This window comes from Bacillus sp. G1(2015b), assembly GCF_001482475.1.
GTDB lineage: Bacteria > Bacillota > Bacilli > Bacillales > Bacillaceae > Bacillus > Bacillus safensis.
The window spans coordinates 1-15,138 of record NZ_LKIC01000031.1 but is presented as its reverse complement, the minus strand read 5'-3'; the positions used below and the strand labels follow the sequence as shown (position 1 = coordinate 15,138).

The following is a 15,138-nucleotide window of genomic DNA, read 5'->3' as shown; positions in this document are numbered from 1 at the left end:
ACAAACCCTAGCATTCGTTGTCAGGTCTGCGCTCCAGTGCTCGTCCTTACTAGACTGTAAAGGTTTTCTATCACGATTATGCTCTTACACCAAAAAATGCTTTCAGCTTTGCAAACATTCCCTTGTTTTCTTCTTCAAAGGATTGAAGCGGAACAGATTCGCCTAGTACGCGGCGGGCAATATTGCGATAGGCAATCGATACTTTGTTTTTAGCATCCATAACAATCGGTTCACCATTGTTTGAAGCCTTAATCACATCATCATCATCTGCTACGATGCCAAGTAGATCAATCGACAAGTGATGTACCACTTCATCTACATCCATTGAATCGCCATTTTTCGCCATGTGTGTACGAATACGGTTGACAATCAAACGAGGCGGTTCGATATCTTCTTGTTCTAACAAACCGATGATTCGGTCCGCATCTCTCACAGCTGAGATTTCAGGTGTCGTCACGACAATGGCCTTGTCTGCACCGGATACAGCATTTTTAAAGCCTTGTTCAATTCCAGCAGGGCAGTCAATGACAACATAATCAAAGTCTTGTTTCAATGATTGAATTAATTCCTTGATCTGTTCCGGCTCCACAGCCGTTTTATCACTTGTTTGAGCAGCAGGTAAAAGATACAAAAGATCCTCGAAACGCTTATCTTTTACAAGCGCTTGGTGAATTTTGCATCTTCCTTCTACTACATCAACTAGATCATAAATAATGCGGTTTTCAAGCCCCATCACGACATCCAGATTCCGAAGGCCGATGTCCGTATCAACTAGACACACTTTTTTCCCTTGAATTGCTAGTGCTGTGCCTAAGTTTGCAGATGTTGTTGTTTTGCCAACGCCGCCTTTTCCTGAGGTAATCACAATAGCCTCGCCCAATTTCACATTCCTCCCTCAAGCCTTGTCAGATTAGGTCTTATATGAGCCAATTGCTGCAGGCGTTCAATGATCATATTGCCATCTATATCTAAATAAGCACATTCCATTTCATTTCCATCTTCTTTTTGGTCTGGTGCACGGTTAAAAACTTGTGCGATGCGAAGCTGTGTTGGAATCATATGTGATGCCGCAATAACAGCCTGCTTGTTGCCATTACATCCAGCATGCGCCACACCTTTTAATGCGCCAAGCACAAAAATATTTCCTCCTGCGCGAATCGTTCCGCCAGGATTGACATCTCCTATTAATAAAAGATCTCCTTCGACATACAGCACCTGTCCAGAGCGTACAATTTTTGCTACAGAAGTAATTTCAGCCTCTGCTTTTAATCGTCTCGCCTCTTCAGTTGACATGACGTCACTTTCAATGGAGTGGATCACGAGATGTTCATTTTCAGACACCGCTTCAGTCAAACGCGTCTCCTGATCCTCCGTTAAATAACGAAAACCAAGCTTAATATGCACATTGACCTTATGTCCTTCTCTTCCATCTGTATATTGCTCAAGTAAAAGGACCTCTCGCAAGCCAGAAAGAAGATCATCAAACGAACAGTCATCATTTAACTGTAATGTTAATCCGTTTTTTGTACCTTTTATCGTCACATATTGCTGTTTTTGAGTTTTCAAGATGCTCACCTCAACAACATACTCATTTCGCCGTAATTGGACAAACTCCTGCTTTTATTCGTCGATCAGTCCTTGTTTCACATTGATGAAAAAGAGCCTAAGCGGCACAACAAGTATGAGAGACGCAGCAGTATTTAAAAGAATCGTAGGAATAAAGCGTTCGATGACATACGTATTAAACGGCATAATCCCTGGTTGAATTGTCGCTTGAACGCCGTATACATAAAACTCCATGACGGAAACAGCAATAATCGACAGAAAGACGACGACTAACATATTCGTTTGCAGAACTTTAAAGGCTTTTGCTAGCAAATAGCAAAGCGCCCCAAAGCCAAACATATGAACACCAAGTATGCCTGTATATGAAATATCATATAAAAGTCCAAAGATAAATCCGTAAATCACACCATATTTTTGATTCACAAAAGCAGTCATAAATACAAGTGCAAGTAAAATGAAATGAGGAGCTAAAATTTGATTCTCTGAAACAAATGGGAGCTTCACTAAATCGACAAAAATACTGTCAAATACGAAGATAAACAACATGACGAAAGCTAGAAGGACACGTTTCACGAGCCTTCCTCCTTCGTCAATTCAGATGCATCTACTGTACTTGTGCTGCGATTCACCACAATCACACGGTCTAAATTGTTGAGTTCAGCCGCTGGTTCTACGTAAATGATCTTTGTCAGGCCGTAATGGTCTGGCTCGATTTCACTCACCTTACCAATCGTCAAGCCTTGCGGGAATACGCCCCCTGCTCCAGATGTTTCAACAAGATCTCCTTTTTTGACATCCCCATCTGCATCGGATTTTAGAATATTCATAGTCAGCATTTTTTTCTTGCTGTCATAACCGTTAATGATTCCATTGAGTTCTTCTTTGCCCTTTTTCGCAAAAATTTTCGTTGAAATTCTATTATTTTGGTCAGTAGAGCTTAGCAACCTTACAGTTGAAGTAAAATTGTTGAGCTTATCACTTTCAATCTTCCCAATTAATGCGCCACTCTCATTTGTGACCGCCATATCTTTGTCAACGCCTTGTTTTTTCCCTTTATCAATCATCACAAAGCTATCCCAAAGAGATGGGTTTCTTGCGATAACAGTTGATAGAATTGGCGTGTAATCACGAACAGAGTTCACATAGCCAAGCTGTTTGCGAAGCTTTTTGTTCTCATCTTCTAGTTCTTGAAGTTTCGCCTCATATTGGGTTTGTCCATCAAGTTTTTTTCGAAGACGCTCGTTTTCATCATATGTGTTCTTTAAATCTTGTACGTTCCCATAAATACCGGCAATAAATTGTGATGGTTTATGAAAGACACCTTGAAAAAAGCCTGTCGTATCCCCCACTAATTTTTCCGGCCATGAAGCACCTCTGCCGCTTTTCACTGAAAAACCAATCATGGCCACCAGTACGATGACACAGACAAGGAGCAACATTAATCTTTTATTCATAAAAAACTGCGGCATGTCTTACACCTCTTTAATTACGCCCGATTATCGATTATCTTTTGATTTTCCTTTGAACAAATGAATATGTTCTAGTGCTTTCCCTGTTCCGATCGCCACACAGTCAAGCGGATCTTCAGCAATAATGACTGGCATTTTCGTTTCATCGCTAATGACTTTGTCAAGATTACGCAGTAATGCACCGCCCCCTGTTAAAACAATTCCGCGGTCCATAATATCTGCTGCCAGCTCAGGCGGGGTTTTTTCAAGCGTCATTTTTACTGCATCGACAATTGTTTCCACCGTATCGCGAAGCGCTTTTGCAATCTCTTCTGCCGTAATAGAGATTGTTTTTGGCAGACCTGTTAAAAGGTCACGTCCGCGAATGTCCATCTCATCATGTACATCAGGCTGCGCAGAACCGATTTCCATTTTAATCGCTTCTGACGTACGATCACCAATCATCAGGTTATACGTTTTACGGATGTAGCTGCTGATCGCATCATCCATTTCATCACCTGCAACACGGATTGATTGTGATGTCACAATGCCGCCAAGAGAAATAATCGCTACTTCTGTTGTACCGCCGCCAATATCCACAACCATACTTCCTGTTGGCTCCCATACAGGCAGGTTAGCACCGATTGCCGCAGCAAATGGTTCTTCAATCGGGTATGCGTCACGTGCACCAGCTTGTCTTGTTGCATCAATAACTGCACGCTCTTCTACAGCTGTAATGCCAGATGGCACACATACCATGACGTAAGGTTTACGAGCAAAAAGCCCTTTGCCTTTTAATGCTTGATTAATGTAATATTTCATCATTGTTGCTGTCGTCTCGTAATCTGCAATGACTCCGTCTTTCATTGGGCGTAGTGCCACAACATTACCAGGTGTACGGCCAATCATATTTCTAGCATCATTTCCGACCGCCACTATAGACTTCGTATCAGTTTCCAAAGCTACGACCGAAGGTTCTCTCACAACTATGCCTTTTCCTTTAATAAAAACAAGCGTATTCGCTGTTCCAAGATCTATTCCAAGGTCTTTTGTACCAATTCCAAACATATGTATGTATCTTCCTTTCTTAAACCAAAATTCCCTTAGGGAAAAACTCATAAACTCTATTATATCGTAAAACATTGAAAAAAAAAGTGTTACAAATACCCTTTTTCCTTCAAACTCACAAATTTTTGATCACCTATGACAAGATGATCAAGCAGCTGTATTCCAATCAGCTTTCCACATTCAAATAGTCTCTGTGTGACTTCAATATCTTCCCTGCTGGGCGTCGGATCTCCAGATGGATGGTTGTGCACACAAATAAATGAAGCAGCGGACCGTTTAAAGGCCTCTTTGAAAATTTCACGCGGGTGAACGATGGATGAGTTCAGACTTCCAATAAACACGGTATGTTTATGAAGAACTTGATTTTTTGTGTTGAGATAAAGACAAACGAAATTTTCCTGTTGTAAAAACCTCATATCTTCCATCACAAAGTTTGCCCCATCCTCTGGTGTGCGGATTACATAGCGGTTGTCCGTCGTTTGATGGTGTAATCTAGTGCCGAGTTCTAAAGCAGCTAAAAGAGAGACCGCCTTCGCCTTTCCAACTCCTCGAATCTTCGACATTTCTTCAATTGAGGCTTCTCTTATAGTGCGAAGACCGCCAAATGTTTGCAGAAGTCTTGCGGAAATTTGAAGAACTGATTCCTTTTTTGTGCCTGTCCTTAAAAGAATCGCAACAAGTTCATGGTTTGACAGACTGCCGGGACCATATTTGATCAATCGTTCTCTCGGCTTTTCATCTTGAGGAAAATGCTTTAGCAACATAGGGAAATCGTTCATGATGCCCACTCCTTTTAGATTCCTTCCTGTCATCAAAAAGGGGTGATTCCAAATGTTTCGAGCACTCTAACTATTTTGGCAATAGGGAGACCTACAACGGAAAAATAATCACCATCTATTTTTTGAACAAACAGTGCGCCTTTTCCTTGAATGCCATAGCTTCCCGCTTTATCAAGCGGTTCTCCCGTTTCGATATAGCGGTCTATTTCATTTTGCGTAAGTGCCCAAAACGTCACTTCTGTCTGTTCATAAAATGTTTCTTTTCTATTCTCTGACTGAATCGTGACACCCGTCAAGACTTGATGTGTCTTTCCTGACAATAATTGAAGCATTGAGGCCGCTTCTTCCTTGTCTTTTGGTTTCCCAAGACATTTGCCGTCAATTGCAACAATCGTATCTGCACCAATAATCACAGCTTCGGGATATAATCTTTGAATATCACTTGCTTTTTGTTCTGCCAACCATTGGACGTTCTCTGCAGGAGAAAAGTTTCGATTTATTTCTTCTTTTAATTGACTTGCTTGAATGTCATAAGAAAACCCTGCTAGATCAAGTAATTCTTTTCTTCTAGGGGATTGAGATGCGAGAATCAATCGGTTCATGTTTGTTCATCCTTTCAGGGTTTAGCCTAAGAAGTAAGATACCCATTCATCCTATCAAATGTACATCTTACCGACAATTTACGAAAATTCATTTTTCATGTTCCTTCATCATTATGTTAGATGAAAAAGAAAAAAACTAGTCATTTTTTGACTAGTTTGGTTTCTTAAAATATGATTTTACGTATTTAATTGATCAAGCAGTGCCTGCTGAGATTTCCACCCGTTTTCAGCAGTAGGTTCATTTAACAGCTGCACCGCTTTCAGCAAACTGCTTTTAGCTGGTGCGTCCGTTGTTTTGGCACTTTCAAGCTCAGAGATCAGCTGCGTAACGTCCTTTTGATCCACATCGTCTCCTGCAATGACCTTAGAGGATAATACAGATGCCTTTTCTATTAAACTAGTCAGCTCATCCGGTACTTGAAATGAGAGCTCCTTGCCTCCCCATGCCTCAAAGTGCTGATCAATCAGCTTCTTCCCAACAGCACTTGTCATGCCCTGTTCTGTCGCAAGCCCAGCAATGACATAATAGCCATCATCCATTGAGATCTTTTTCCCCGCATACCCTGCTTCTTTTAAACTGCCAACTAATTCATCTGCTCCTTTTTCAGAGGAAAACTTTCCAGCCTGTACGACATAGGTTGAAAAATGGCCAGAGGCGCTTTTTTCATCTTTATTCTCTTTTGATTCATCAGCAGTATCTGCTGGCGGCGCATCACCGCCCGCTTTCATTGATGATTGATTTCCGGACGCTGAAACGCTGATATCTCCCCCTGATGGATTCTGAGTACCATCTTGACTTAAGCTAAGTGCAAACACACCAAGGCCTGTCCCAAGAACCACTGCAAACACAATCGTTGTCATCACTCTCTTAAACGGGCCGCGGTTTTTACCGAACTTCTGATCAAAGGAGCCTTTTTTCTTTTGATAAGGTGTGACGACCTTTGGATCAGAATGATAAATATGATCAGCTGCGTCATCCCACTGGAAGTCTTCTTCTTTCGGTTTAGCCGGTTCTTCCTCAGATGCAGCTGTCTCCTGTTCTGACTGCCTTTTTTCCTCCCAATTCGAAAACGTCACTTGATCATCCTCTTGCTGTTTTGGCGGCTGGTGGTCATCTTCATGAAGCATTTCTTCTTTGCCATTAATATTGACTTTTAACCCTTGTTTTTTTGCCTGCCTTTTTTTCACTGTCATTCCCCGCTTTCTGACATTGTTTGTAAGAAAGACCTTTTTGTCCAATGAATCAGCGCGAATGTACCCGTCCTTCTTTCTGTTTCACACTTTAACATAGCGGAAAAAAAAAAGAACAAGACTTTTGTCGGCAGGGAAAAAAAGTGTTCGCCAATTTTTTCAACCGGTCGACCCTGCGAATGGGAGCATGACATGAGCTCCATAGAGATACAGCCAAAAAGAAAAAGAGATCGCAGGAACAAAGGGAAATGGTTCATCTAATTGAATAGAAAAAACCTTCGCATAGGCGATTCCAGCGATACACGAGAGGAAAAGAATGAGAAGGAATGGCTTGAAGCCAAGGCAAAACGCAAGAACACCGAACAGCTTCATATCAGCTCCGCCCATGCTATTTGGCTTGAAACGATCTAAACTATAAAACAAGAGAAAGCAAAAAAGAAGCGAAGCCGCTCCTTCCCACCAAATAAGAAGTGGTTCAAGCGTGCGGTATATGACGAAAAGAGGGAAAAAGAAGAGAAACAGCTCGTTTGGCACCCTCATATAAAGGAGATCGCTCACGACAGCAATCACAAATAAACTACAAAGAATCACAAGAAAAAGACCTTCAAACGAAATACCAGCGATTCTATACATGAGCAAAAAAAGACTGCCTGACAGCAGCTCAACCAGTGGATATAACAAAGACAGCCGAGTGCCGCAATGCTTACAAGTTCCCCTCAATAACGCATACGAAACGAGCGGGATCATCTCGTGCAGGGAAAGCGGCTGTTTACACACTGTGCAGTGAGAACGAGGAAGAAGAATAGATCGCTTAAGCGGCAGCCTTTCACCAACTAGATGAAAGAACGACCCCATGGTGATGCCTGCAAGAAACACAAAAATGCCTATCATATATCGTGACCCCTTCCGAGAATAAGATAGACCGGATTTTATCACGATCGTATTCATTGAGCACATAGCGAAAATATGATTTTACTTTCCATCTGTATATCAAAAGAAAAAAACACAAATGGCATTGAAGCCATTTGCGTTTTTGTGTTACACGATCATACGATTTCGTATATCTGAAATAAAATAAAGAGAGCCTGTCACAATGATCACCGCTGAAGGATCATCACTTTTTTTCTGAATGAACTCAAGCACTGTACGAGGGTCATCATCATAAGACTTTGCGTCTAACTGACTGCATACATAAAGCTTTTCAGCTGATTCGGCTCTTGGAAAATCAAATGAAACAAAATGGATAGAAGAACTGACAGCTTCAAGCTTTTGAATCATTTGCTTGTACGGCTTATCTTTTAAAGCACTAAAACATATATGCACCTGTTTACTAGAAAAATGAGCTTGTACAGTTTCAATTAAACGGTCGATCCCTTCTTCATTATGAGCGCCGTCTAAATACACTGGAGGATGATCTTTGACTTTTTCAAATCTCCCAGCCCAAGCTGCCTGCCGAATGCCCTCATATATTTGCTCTTCTGTCACACTAATATAGCCTTCTTGCTCCAGCCATTCAATGAGTAAAACAGCAAGGGAAGCATTTTGCCTTTGATGCGTTCCGATTAATCCTGTTTCAAGCTGCGGATACTGCTTTTTTGATGTGCGTAACGTGAAACGTTCACCTGTTTCTGTTGGCTGCTGCTCATCAAAGCTACAAGTATCGTGTAAGGAAATACATTCGGCATTCTTTTCTTTTGCTGTGTTATGAATGACAGCAAGAGCTTCAGGCTGGTGAACTGCCGTGATCATTGGAATACCCTCTTTGATAATACCCGCTTTTTCAGCTGCAATTTGTTCAAGTGTGTCACCTAAAATGGCCATATGATCATGACCAATCGACGTAATCGCTGTTAAAATAGGAACAGCAATATTTGTAGAATCAAGTCTTCCCCCAAGCCCTGTTTCCAAGAGGACAAAGTCTACTTGGTGCACATGAGCAAAATAAGCAAATGCACATGCTGTAATGATTTCAAATTCTGTAGTTGCGCCAAGCTCTGTTTGATCTAATTCGTCAACAAAAGGCTTGATTTCATTCACCAAACTCAACCATTCTTCATCTTCTATAGGCACTCCATTCACGCTGATTCTTTCATTGAACGTTAGTATAAACGGAGAGGTGAAAGTTCCGACCGAATAGCCGGCTGCCTGCAACACAGAACGCGTAAACGCAATGGTTGATCCTTTACCATTTGTACCTGCAACATGTACTGTTTTTATACTTTGTTCCGGATTTCCTAGTCTGTTCATCAGCCATTTCATTCGTTCAAGACCCGGTTTTACGCCAAAGGCCAGTCTGCTGTGAATCCAATCAATGGCTTCATGATAGGTTGTAAACAATGTCATCTCTCATTTCATACGAAATTTTCAAAAAAGACGACTCCCTTTCATTAGGAGCCGTCTTTTCAACCTTATGCTTTCAGCTCTTCAATACGCTTTTGAACAGCTTCGCGTTTTGCGACATAATCACGTTCTTTCGCACGCTCTTCTTCTACGACACTTTCAGGCGCTTTTTTCATAAAGCCTTCGTTGCCAAGCTTTTTCTGTACTCGTTCCACTTCTTTTGTCAGCTTATCAAGCTCTTTTTGCAGACGAGCAATTTCTTCATCTAAGTTGATTAAGCCTTCAAGCGGCAGAATGAGTTCTGCTCCAGAAATAACAGCCGTCATCGCTTTATCACTAGCTGGAATATCTGTGCCAATTTCAAGAACACTTGGGTTCGTGAAGCGCTCAATATATGAACGGTTTTTCTCTAAGCGTTCCTGCACATCAGATGTAGAGGCTTTAATGTAAAGTTCAACTTGTTTGCTCATTGGCGTGTTCACTTCACTGCGAATGTTACGAACAGAGCGAATGAGTTCCACAAGCAGCTTCATATCAGCAGAAGCTTGTTCGTTGGAAAGCTCCGGCTTCACTTCAGGCCATGCCGCAACAGTAATGGACTCACCTTCATGCGGGAGATGCTGCCAGATTTCTTCTGTTAAGAACGGCATAAACGGATGTAGAAGTCTCATCGTTTGATCTAATACATACGCAAGGATCGAACGAGTCGTTTTCTTCGCTGCTTCGTCTTCTCCATAAAGCGGAAGTTTCGCCATTTCAATGTACCAATCACAGAAATCATCCCAAATGAAGTTGTATAAATGTCTGCCCACTTCACCGAATTCATACTTGTCAGCAAGCTGTGTGACACTTTCGATTGTTTCATTTAAGCGTGTTAAAATCCATTGGTCAGCAACTGATTTGTCTCCTGTTAAATCAAGCTCATCATACGTTAAACCATCCATATTCATTAAAGCAAAACGGGATGCGTTCCAAATTTTGTTCGCAAAGTTCCAAGTGGATTCAACCTTTTCAAAACTAAAACGAAGATCCTGACCTGGTGAGCTTCCAGTCGCTAAGAAATATCTTAATGAATCCGCACCGTATTTGTCGATGACCTCCATTGGATCAATTCCGTTGCCGAGCGACTTACTCATTTTACGCCCTTGTTCATCGCGGATAAGCCCATGAATGAGGACATCTTTGAACGGTTTTTCTCCTGTGAATTCAAGACCTTGGAAGATCATGCGGGATACCCAGAAGAAAATGATGTCATAGCCAGTTACAAGCAGATTGGTTGGATAGTAGCGCTTGAAGTCTTCACTGTCTGCATCCGGCCAGCCCATTGTAGAAAACGGCCAAAGAGCTGAACTGAACCATGTATCAAGTACATCGTTATCCTGTTCCCAGTTCTCAATATCTTCTGGTGCTTCAAGTCCAACGTATACTTCTTTCGTTTCTTTATGATACCAAGCCGGAATGCGGTGTCCCCACCATAGTTGACGAGAAATACACCAGTCACGGATATTTTCCATCCAATGTAAATATGTCTTTTCAAATCGGTCTGGAACAAATTGAACTTGGTCGTCACCTTTTTGCAGATGAATGGCTTCGTCTGCCAGCGGCTGCATTTTCACAAACCATTGTGTCGATAAATACGGTTCAACGACAGCTCCACTTCGCTCACTATGACCAACTGAATGCATGTGGTCCTCAATTTTGAACAAAATGCCTTCCTCTTGTAAATCCTTCACAAGCTGTTTGCGGCATTCGAAGCGGTCCATTCCTTTATATTGCAGGGCATTCGCATTCATTGTGCCATCTTCATTCATGACAAGAATACGCTCTAGCCCGTGGCGGTTTCCAAGCTCAAAGTCATTCGGATCATGAGCAGGTGTAATTTTCACAGCACCTGAACCAAACTCCATATCAACATAGTCATCACCGACGATTGGGATCTCACGGCCTGTAATTGGTAAAACCACTGTTTTTCCAATCAAATGCTGATAACGCTCGTCATCAGGGTGTACGGCTACGGCTGTATCTCCCAGCATTGTTTCAGGTCTTGTTGTCGCAATTTCAATTGAACCCGTGCCATCTGAAAGCGGATATCTCAAGTGATAAAACGCACCTTGAACATCCTTATAAATCACTTCAATATCAGAAAGCGCCGTTTTCGTTGCTGGATCCCAGTTAATGATGTACTCTCCGCGATAAATAAGCCCTTTTTCGTACAATTGAACAAACACTTGGCGAACGGCTTTATTCAGACCTTCATCTAAAGTAAAACGTTCACGGGAGTAATCGAGACCAAGACCCATTTTCGCCCACTGGCTGCGAATAAAATCTGCATATTCTTCTTTCCATTTCCACGTTTCTTCCACAAATTTCTCCCGGCCAAGGTCATACCGGCTTACGCCTTCTTCGCGAAGCTTTGCCTCGACTTTTGCTTGAGTCGCAATACCGGCATGGTCCATACCTGGAAGCCAAAGAACGTCATAGCCCTGCATCCGTTTCATACGTGTCACGATGTCTTGGAGTGTAGAATCCCATGCATGCCCAAGGTGCAGTTTTCCTGTCACGTTTGGTGGAGGAATGACGACTGTATATGGATCTTTCGTTTTGTCATTTTGTGCTTCGAAGAATTTCCCTTCAAGCCAGTACGTATAGCGGTCTTTTTCAATCGCATTAGGATCGTACTTTGTTGGCATTTCTTGATTATTTGTTCCCATTTGTGTAACCTCCACATTTTTTCGGCTGATGAAACATAAAAAAAGCCTTTCCATCCTTATAAAAGGACGAAAAAGCTTTTTCGCGGTACCACCTTTTTTCACGAGACACATACACGTGTCCCATACACTCTAAAGGATAACGGGGTTCTCCCGAATTTCTCTACTTGTTCATTCAAGAAATTAAGCTCACAGGCGACCTTCCAAACAAGTACATCCTAGGAAACCTCTCAGCTCTTGGCTTCCCTCTCTTTAGGGTCTTGCTCGTACTCTTCCTGATCCACGCTTACGATATATCACGTTCATCAGCACATACTCATCTTTTATTAATATTACTAAATGCCTTTTGTTTTCGTCAATCATCTTTTCCGCTTTTCTTCTTCTTTATACAAATTGGGCAGGCACCCTTCGCCCTTTTGCCCATATGATAATAACAAAATGAAGAAGGAGGGCGTTTGATTTGAAGAAGATCAATCCTTACACACTCCCCCCCTGGCTGAGACAAATTCGGGCAGTTGCCTCCCAAGTCGTTCTCCCGATTGCTATATTTCAAGGATTTCGTACGATCATTTTCCCTACAACATTTGACGTCCTCATTCTAGGTATTCTTATTTTTCTCGCCTGTGCCTTTCATCTTGATTGGTTTTAAAAACTCATGCTTATGTACCTGCCCATATAAAGCCAACGCAGCATAACCTCGTCATTCCGCTGATGACGAGGCACTTTGTTCTTCTTCAAGCCGTCTAGCCTGCTCAATCTCATGAATCTTCATGACGGTCGGCTCAGAATTTTTCATCTGCCAATACGCTCTTAACAGCTGCTGACAGCTTTCCATTTCATCCTGCCCGCCTGCTTCATAGGCTTTTACTGTATCAAACAGCCCTTGCGGATAAGCAAGGTAGCTTAGGAACAAATGCAGTTCTTCCTCCCGAAGAGGGTTTCCTTTTTGATACGTATAAAACAAAGAAGTGCATTCAGGACAAGACGTGGGATAGGTTTTGAATGTCCGAAAGAAATAGGTCAGAAGATCATAGATGGGGGCGGCTTTTTTAGACCGCTCGAAATTGGTGAAATGTCCTGTTCCTACATCATTATACAAAAAATGATGGATTGATAGCTGTCCATGATTTAGCACAACCCGCGTTGTCTCTTTGTCTTTCATTTCTTCATGCCAATCTTCTAATCGTTCAAGCGCAAATTCGCTGGCAGACATTGCCTCTGAAAAATACATAGCAGCGGCCAGCTCAAATGGCGACATATACCACGTTTGTTCTGCCCGCTCTATGAATCGTTCATACATGTCTTTCTCTGTTTCCCATTTGGTCTTGATTTGGGTGTAATGCGCTTCTATCTCTTGCTCTGTGATATCCATCATGACTTCAGTCCGCTTATGAAGTCTCGCAATCTCTTGAAATAAATATTCGTGCTTATCGTCCTGCTCTTCTCTCTTTTCATTCGTCAGCCACGGCATCAGATAGTATGCATACTGGCTTTCCCGATGACTTGAGAAAAAGGAACCGCTCTTCGTCCGATAAATCGGCACAAAGGAGCGATATCCCTTTGATTCTAGTTCAAGCATTTGTTCAGTAAATTGCATATGCCGGTTGGCTTTTACTCGCTTCAGGGCAAATACACCCTGCTTTGTATATACCTTGATGACAACAGGACTGACAGGTTCAATATATTCAGCCTCAAGTCCGTATTCGTATAAGACAGATTGGATTTCATCCACGTTCACTCACCACATTTTCTCGGTCAGTCATCGCTTGCTATGCATTGCTTTTTTGATATTCAGGAATATAAAGAATCTGCCCTTCCTCAAGCTCCGCATCAATCGATAATGAGTTTGTGCGAAGAAGCTGCTGCACATTCAATTGATATCTCTCACAAATACGATCGACCGTATCTTCTTGCTGAACTATACATATTTTCATGCGAGAAAAATCTTCCTCCTCCTGCTTAGCGAACAGCTTTGTTAAATAAAGAGAGTTCTCACTGCCAGACGTTTCTCTCACGTCTTCTTCAAGCTCCTCTTCTTCTTGAGCTGACTCATATATTTTAGGTGCTTCCCGTTCATATAACCGCCCGAGCTGATATTCGTCATCCTGCTCCTCTTGCTCAGGTTCCACTTGATAAGCAGGTGATTCAAATGCAGGATATGACTGTACCGTTTCTTCCTGCTCTTCGGCAGCTTCCGGATCTTTTCTCACTTCCACTTCAAAGAATGTATCCTCCCGCTCCTCTTCTTCTAAAAGCTTAGGTGTTTCAAAAAATGGCGGTTCCTGCACGTGAGCTTCAGGGATGGATCGATAGCCAAGCGCCACAGCTTCTTCTTGGTTATTCGGCTGTTCCGGCTCTTCTTGTTCTTCTGATTCTTCCGGTTCTTCGGACACTTCCTCTACTTCCCTGTTCACCAGTTCTATCTCAATTTCTTCTTCCTCTTCTTCTTGATCTTCCTGTTCTTCTTGCTCAGCACGTGTGTCATGTTGGAAAACAGGCTGCTTCTCATCATCCTCATGTTCTTCGCCTTGCAGCTCTTTTTGTTCTTCTTGTTCCGGCTGCAACTGATAATCGTAAGCCATATCGCCATAATCCTCTTCAGGACGATGGACAAATTCATACGGCTCCTCTACAGGCGCTTGAGGCGTTTCCTCGTCTAACAAGCCCTCGATGGCTAAATCAGCCTGAATGGTAAGCAAACGATTCTCTGTCAGCTGGTAATCAAACGCATCAATAAACACAAACACATCATTTAAATGACTAATTTTGTTCTTCGGAATGGTGATATCGACTGGAAATTGATGCAGAAGCTCCGCCGTTCCGTCTTCTCTTACCTTTACCTCATCTGCTTCCCTGTATGTTGGAAAGGAACTCAATTCACCCAATAGCTCCTCTTGATTTATGTTGTATTCTCCTGTTAGCTCGAGTGAACCTCTAATGGAAACATAATCATTCACTTCTTGAACGAGAATGTCAGGGTCGAGAGAAATTGACAGCAGCTCACTGACTTCCTGTCCGCTTTTGAAATAAATGGATTCTTCTACCGAAAACTGTAATCGATTGTTTTGAGACAAGTCGGTGTCCTCCTTTCATCTAATCCTTAAAAAATAAAATTAGATGTCAATACAGTTGTATGTGGGAGGAAGTGAAAATATGAATCGTTTTCTCCAACGCAAAAAGCCGATATGTCTCCATATCGGCTCAGCGTGTAGACAAACCCTCGCATTCGTTGTCAGTCCTGCGCTCCGGTGCTCACGAATGTCAAATTCGCTCCGCTCCGCTGCTCGTCTTTCCTAGACTGCAAAGGTTTTCTATCACGCTGAAAAAAGACAAAGGGCTAAAATCAAGATCATTTTAGCCTTTGTCAACAATCTATACCGTTCCTTTGGCAAATCCTTTTGACATGAATGGATAAAGCAAAATACCTACTAAGAAT

14 protein-coding genes and 1 other annotated feature are annotated in these 15,138 nt (G+C 42.2%); of the genes, 1 reads left to right on the top strand and 13 read right to left on the bottom strand.

The window, feature by feature from the left end; translation table 11 throughout:
* Positions 1-76: 76 nt before the first annotated feature.
* The 11 genes from minD to AMR95_RS17395 form a co-directional block, all read right to left on the bottom strand.
* Positions 77-880 carry a septum site-determining protein MinD gene (minD, locus tag AMR95_RS17445; protein WP_017358134.1) on the bottom strand — a complete coding sequence of 268 codons (804 nt, stop codon included), beginning with the start codon at positions 878-880 and terminating at the stop codon, positions 77-79.
* Between the two features lie 2 nt (positions 881-882).
* Complete coding sequence (minC, locus tag AMR95_RS17440) at positions 883-1,566, bottom strand: septum site-determining protein MinC (protein ID WP_039180377.1); 684 nt, start codon at positions 1,564-1,566, stop codon at positions 883-885.
* 54 nt (positions 1,567-1,620) lie between these two features.
* Complete coding sequence (gene mreD / locus AMR95_RS17435; protein WP_039180381.1) at positions 1,621-2,139, bottom strand: rod shape-determining protein MreD; 519 nt, start codon at positions 2,137-2,139, stop codon at positions 1,621-1,623.
* Positions 2,136-3,035, bottom strand: coding sequence for a rod shape-determining protein MreC (gene mreC, locus AMR95_RS17430; RefSeq protein ID WP_058838986.1), 900 nt, complete (start codon positions 3,033-3,035; stop codon positions 2,136-2,138). The genes mreD and mreC overlap by 4 nt, the downstream gene beginning before the upstream one ends.
* 27 nt (positions 3,036-3,062) lie before the next feature.
* Complete coding sequence (locus AMR95_RS17425; RefSeq protein WP_007501538.1) at positions 3,063-4,082, bottom strand: rod shape-determining protein; 1,020 nt, start codon at positions 4,080-4,082, stop codon at positions 3,063-3,065.
* Positions 4,083-4,171: 89 nt separating this feature from the next.
* On the bottom strand, positions 4,172-4,846 hold the full coding sequence (gene radC, locus AMR95_RS17420) for a RadC family protein (RefSeq protein ID WP_029706175.1): 675 nt from the start codon (positions 4,844-4,846) through the stop codon (positions 4,172-4,174).
* Between the two features lie 47 nt (positions 4,847-4,893).
* Entirely contained in the window at positions 4,894-5,463 is a 570-nt protein-coding gene (locus tag AMR95_RS17415; RefSeq protein ID WP_058838985.1) for a Maf family protein, read from the bottom strand.
* Positions 5,464-5,640: 177 nt separating this feature from the next.
* A complete protein-coding gene (locus tag AMR95_RS17410) occupies positions 5,641-6,657 on the bottom strand; it encodes an SPOR domain-containing protein (protein ID WP_039183241.1) in 1,017 nt (338 codons plus the stop codon).
* A 156-nt stretch (positions 6,658-6,813) separates the two neighbouring features.
* Positions 6,814-7,545: a prepilin peptidase gene (locus AMR95_RS17405; protein WP_058838984.1), complete on the bottom strand. Its 732-nt coding sequence runs from the start codon at positions 7,543-7,545 to the stop codon at positions 6,814-6,816.
* Between the two features lie 147 nt (positions 7,546-7,692).
* Entirely contained in the window at positions 7,693-8,997 is a 1,305-nt protein-coding gene (locus AMR95_RS17400; RefSeq protein ID WP_058838983.1) for a bifunctional folylpolyglutamate synthase/dihydrofolate synthase, read from the bottom strand.
* Between the two features lie 65 nt (positions 8,998-9,062).
* The gene (locus AMR95_RS17395) at positions 9,063-11,705 is read right to left on the bottom strand and encodes a valine--tRNA ligase (RefSeq protein ID WP_058838982.1); all 2,643 of its coding nucleotides are present in this window, start codon (positions 11,703-11,705) and stop codon (positions 9,063-9,065) included.
* A gap of 59 nt (positions 11,706-11,764) precedes the next feature.
* Positions 11,765-11,994, bottom strand: a binding site (T-box leader).
* A 168-nt stretch (positions 11,995-12,162) separates the two neighbouring features.
* Between AMR95_RS17395 and AMR95_RS17390 the strand changes: the two genes are divergently transcribed.
* Positions 12,163-12,351, top strand: coding sequence for a hypothetical protein (locus tag AMR95_RS17390; protein ID WP_003216497.1), 189 nt, complete (start codon positions 12,163-12,165; stop codon positions 12,349-12,351).
* Positions 12,352-12,402: 51 nt separating this feature from the next.
* Here the strand turns inward: AMR95_RS17390 and ysxE are convergent, their stop codons facing one another.
* The gene (gene ysxE / locus AMR95_RS17385; protein WP_058838981.1) at positions 12,403-13,434 is read right to left on the bottom strand and encodes a spore coat protein YsxE; all 1,032 of its coding nucleotides are present in this window, start codon (positions 13,432-13,434) and stop codon (positions 12,403-12,405) included.
* Between the two features lie 37 nt (positions 13,435-13,471).
* Positions 13,472-14,776, bottom strand: coding sequence for a LysM peptidoglycan-binding domain-containing protein (locus AMR95_RS17380; protein ID WP_058838980.1), 1,305 nt, complete (start codon positions 14,774-14,776; stop codon positions 13,472-13,474).
* Positions 14,777-15,138 lie beyond the last annotated feature (362 nt).

Coding starts and splice junctions, on each gene's coding strand:
- mreC (WP_058838986.1), bottom strand. CDS start 3,035: ATGCCGCAGTTTTTTATGAATAAAAGATTAATGTTGCTCCTTGTCTGT.
- AMR95_RS17425 (WP_007501538.1), bottom strand. CDS start 4,082: ATGTTTGGAATTGGTACAAAAGACCTTGGAATAGATCTTGGAACAGCG.
- radC (WP_029706175.1), bottom strand. CDS start 4,846: ATGTTGCTAAAGCATTTTCCTCAAGATGAAAAGCCGAGAGAACGATTG.
- AMR95_RS17415 (WP_058838985.1), bottom strand. CDS start 5,463: ATGAACCGATTGATTCTCGCATCTCAATCCCCTAGAAGAAAAGAATTA.
- AMR95_RS17410 (WP_039183241.1), bottom strand. CDS start 6,657: ATGACAGTGAAAAAAAGGCAGGCAAAAAAACAAGGGTTAAAAGTCAAT.
- AMR95_RS17405 (WP_058838984.1), bottom strand. CDS start 7,545: ATGATAGGCATTTTTGTGTTTCTTGCAGGCATCACCATGGGGTCGTTC.
- AMR95_RS17400 (WP_058838983.1), bottom strand. CDS start 8,997: ATGACATTGTTTACAACCTATCATGAAGCCATTGATTGGATTCACAGC.
- AMR95_RS17395 (WP_058838982.1), bottom strand. CDS start 11,705: ATGGGAACAAATAATCAAGAAATGCCAACAAAGTACGATCCTAATGCG.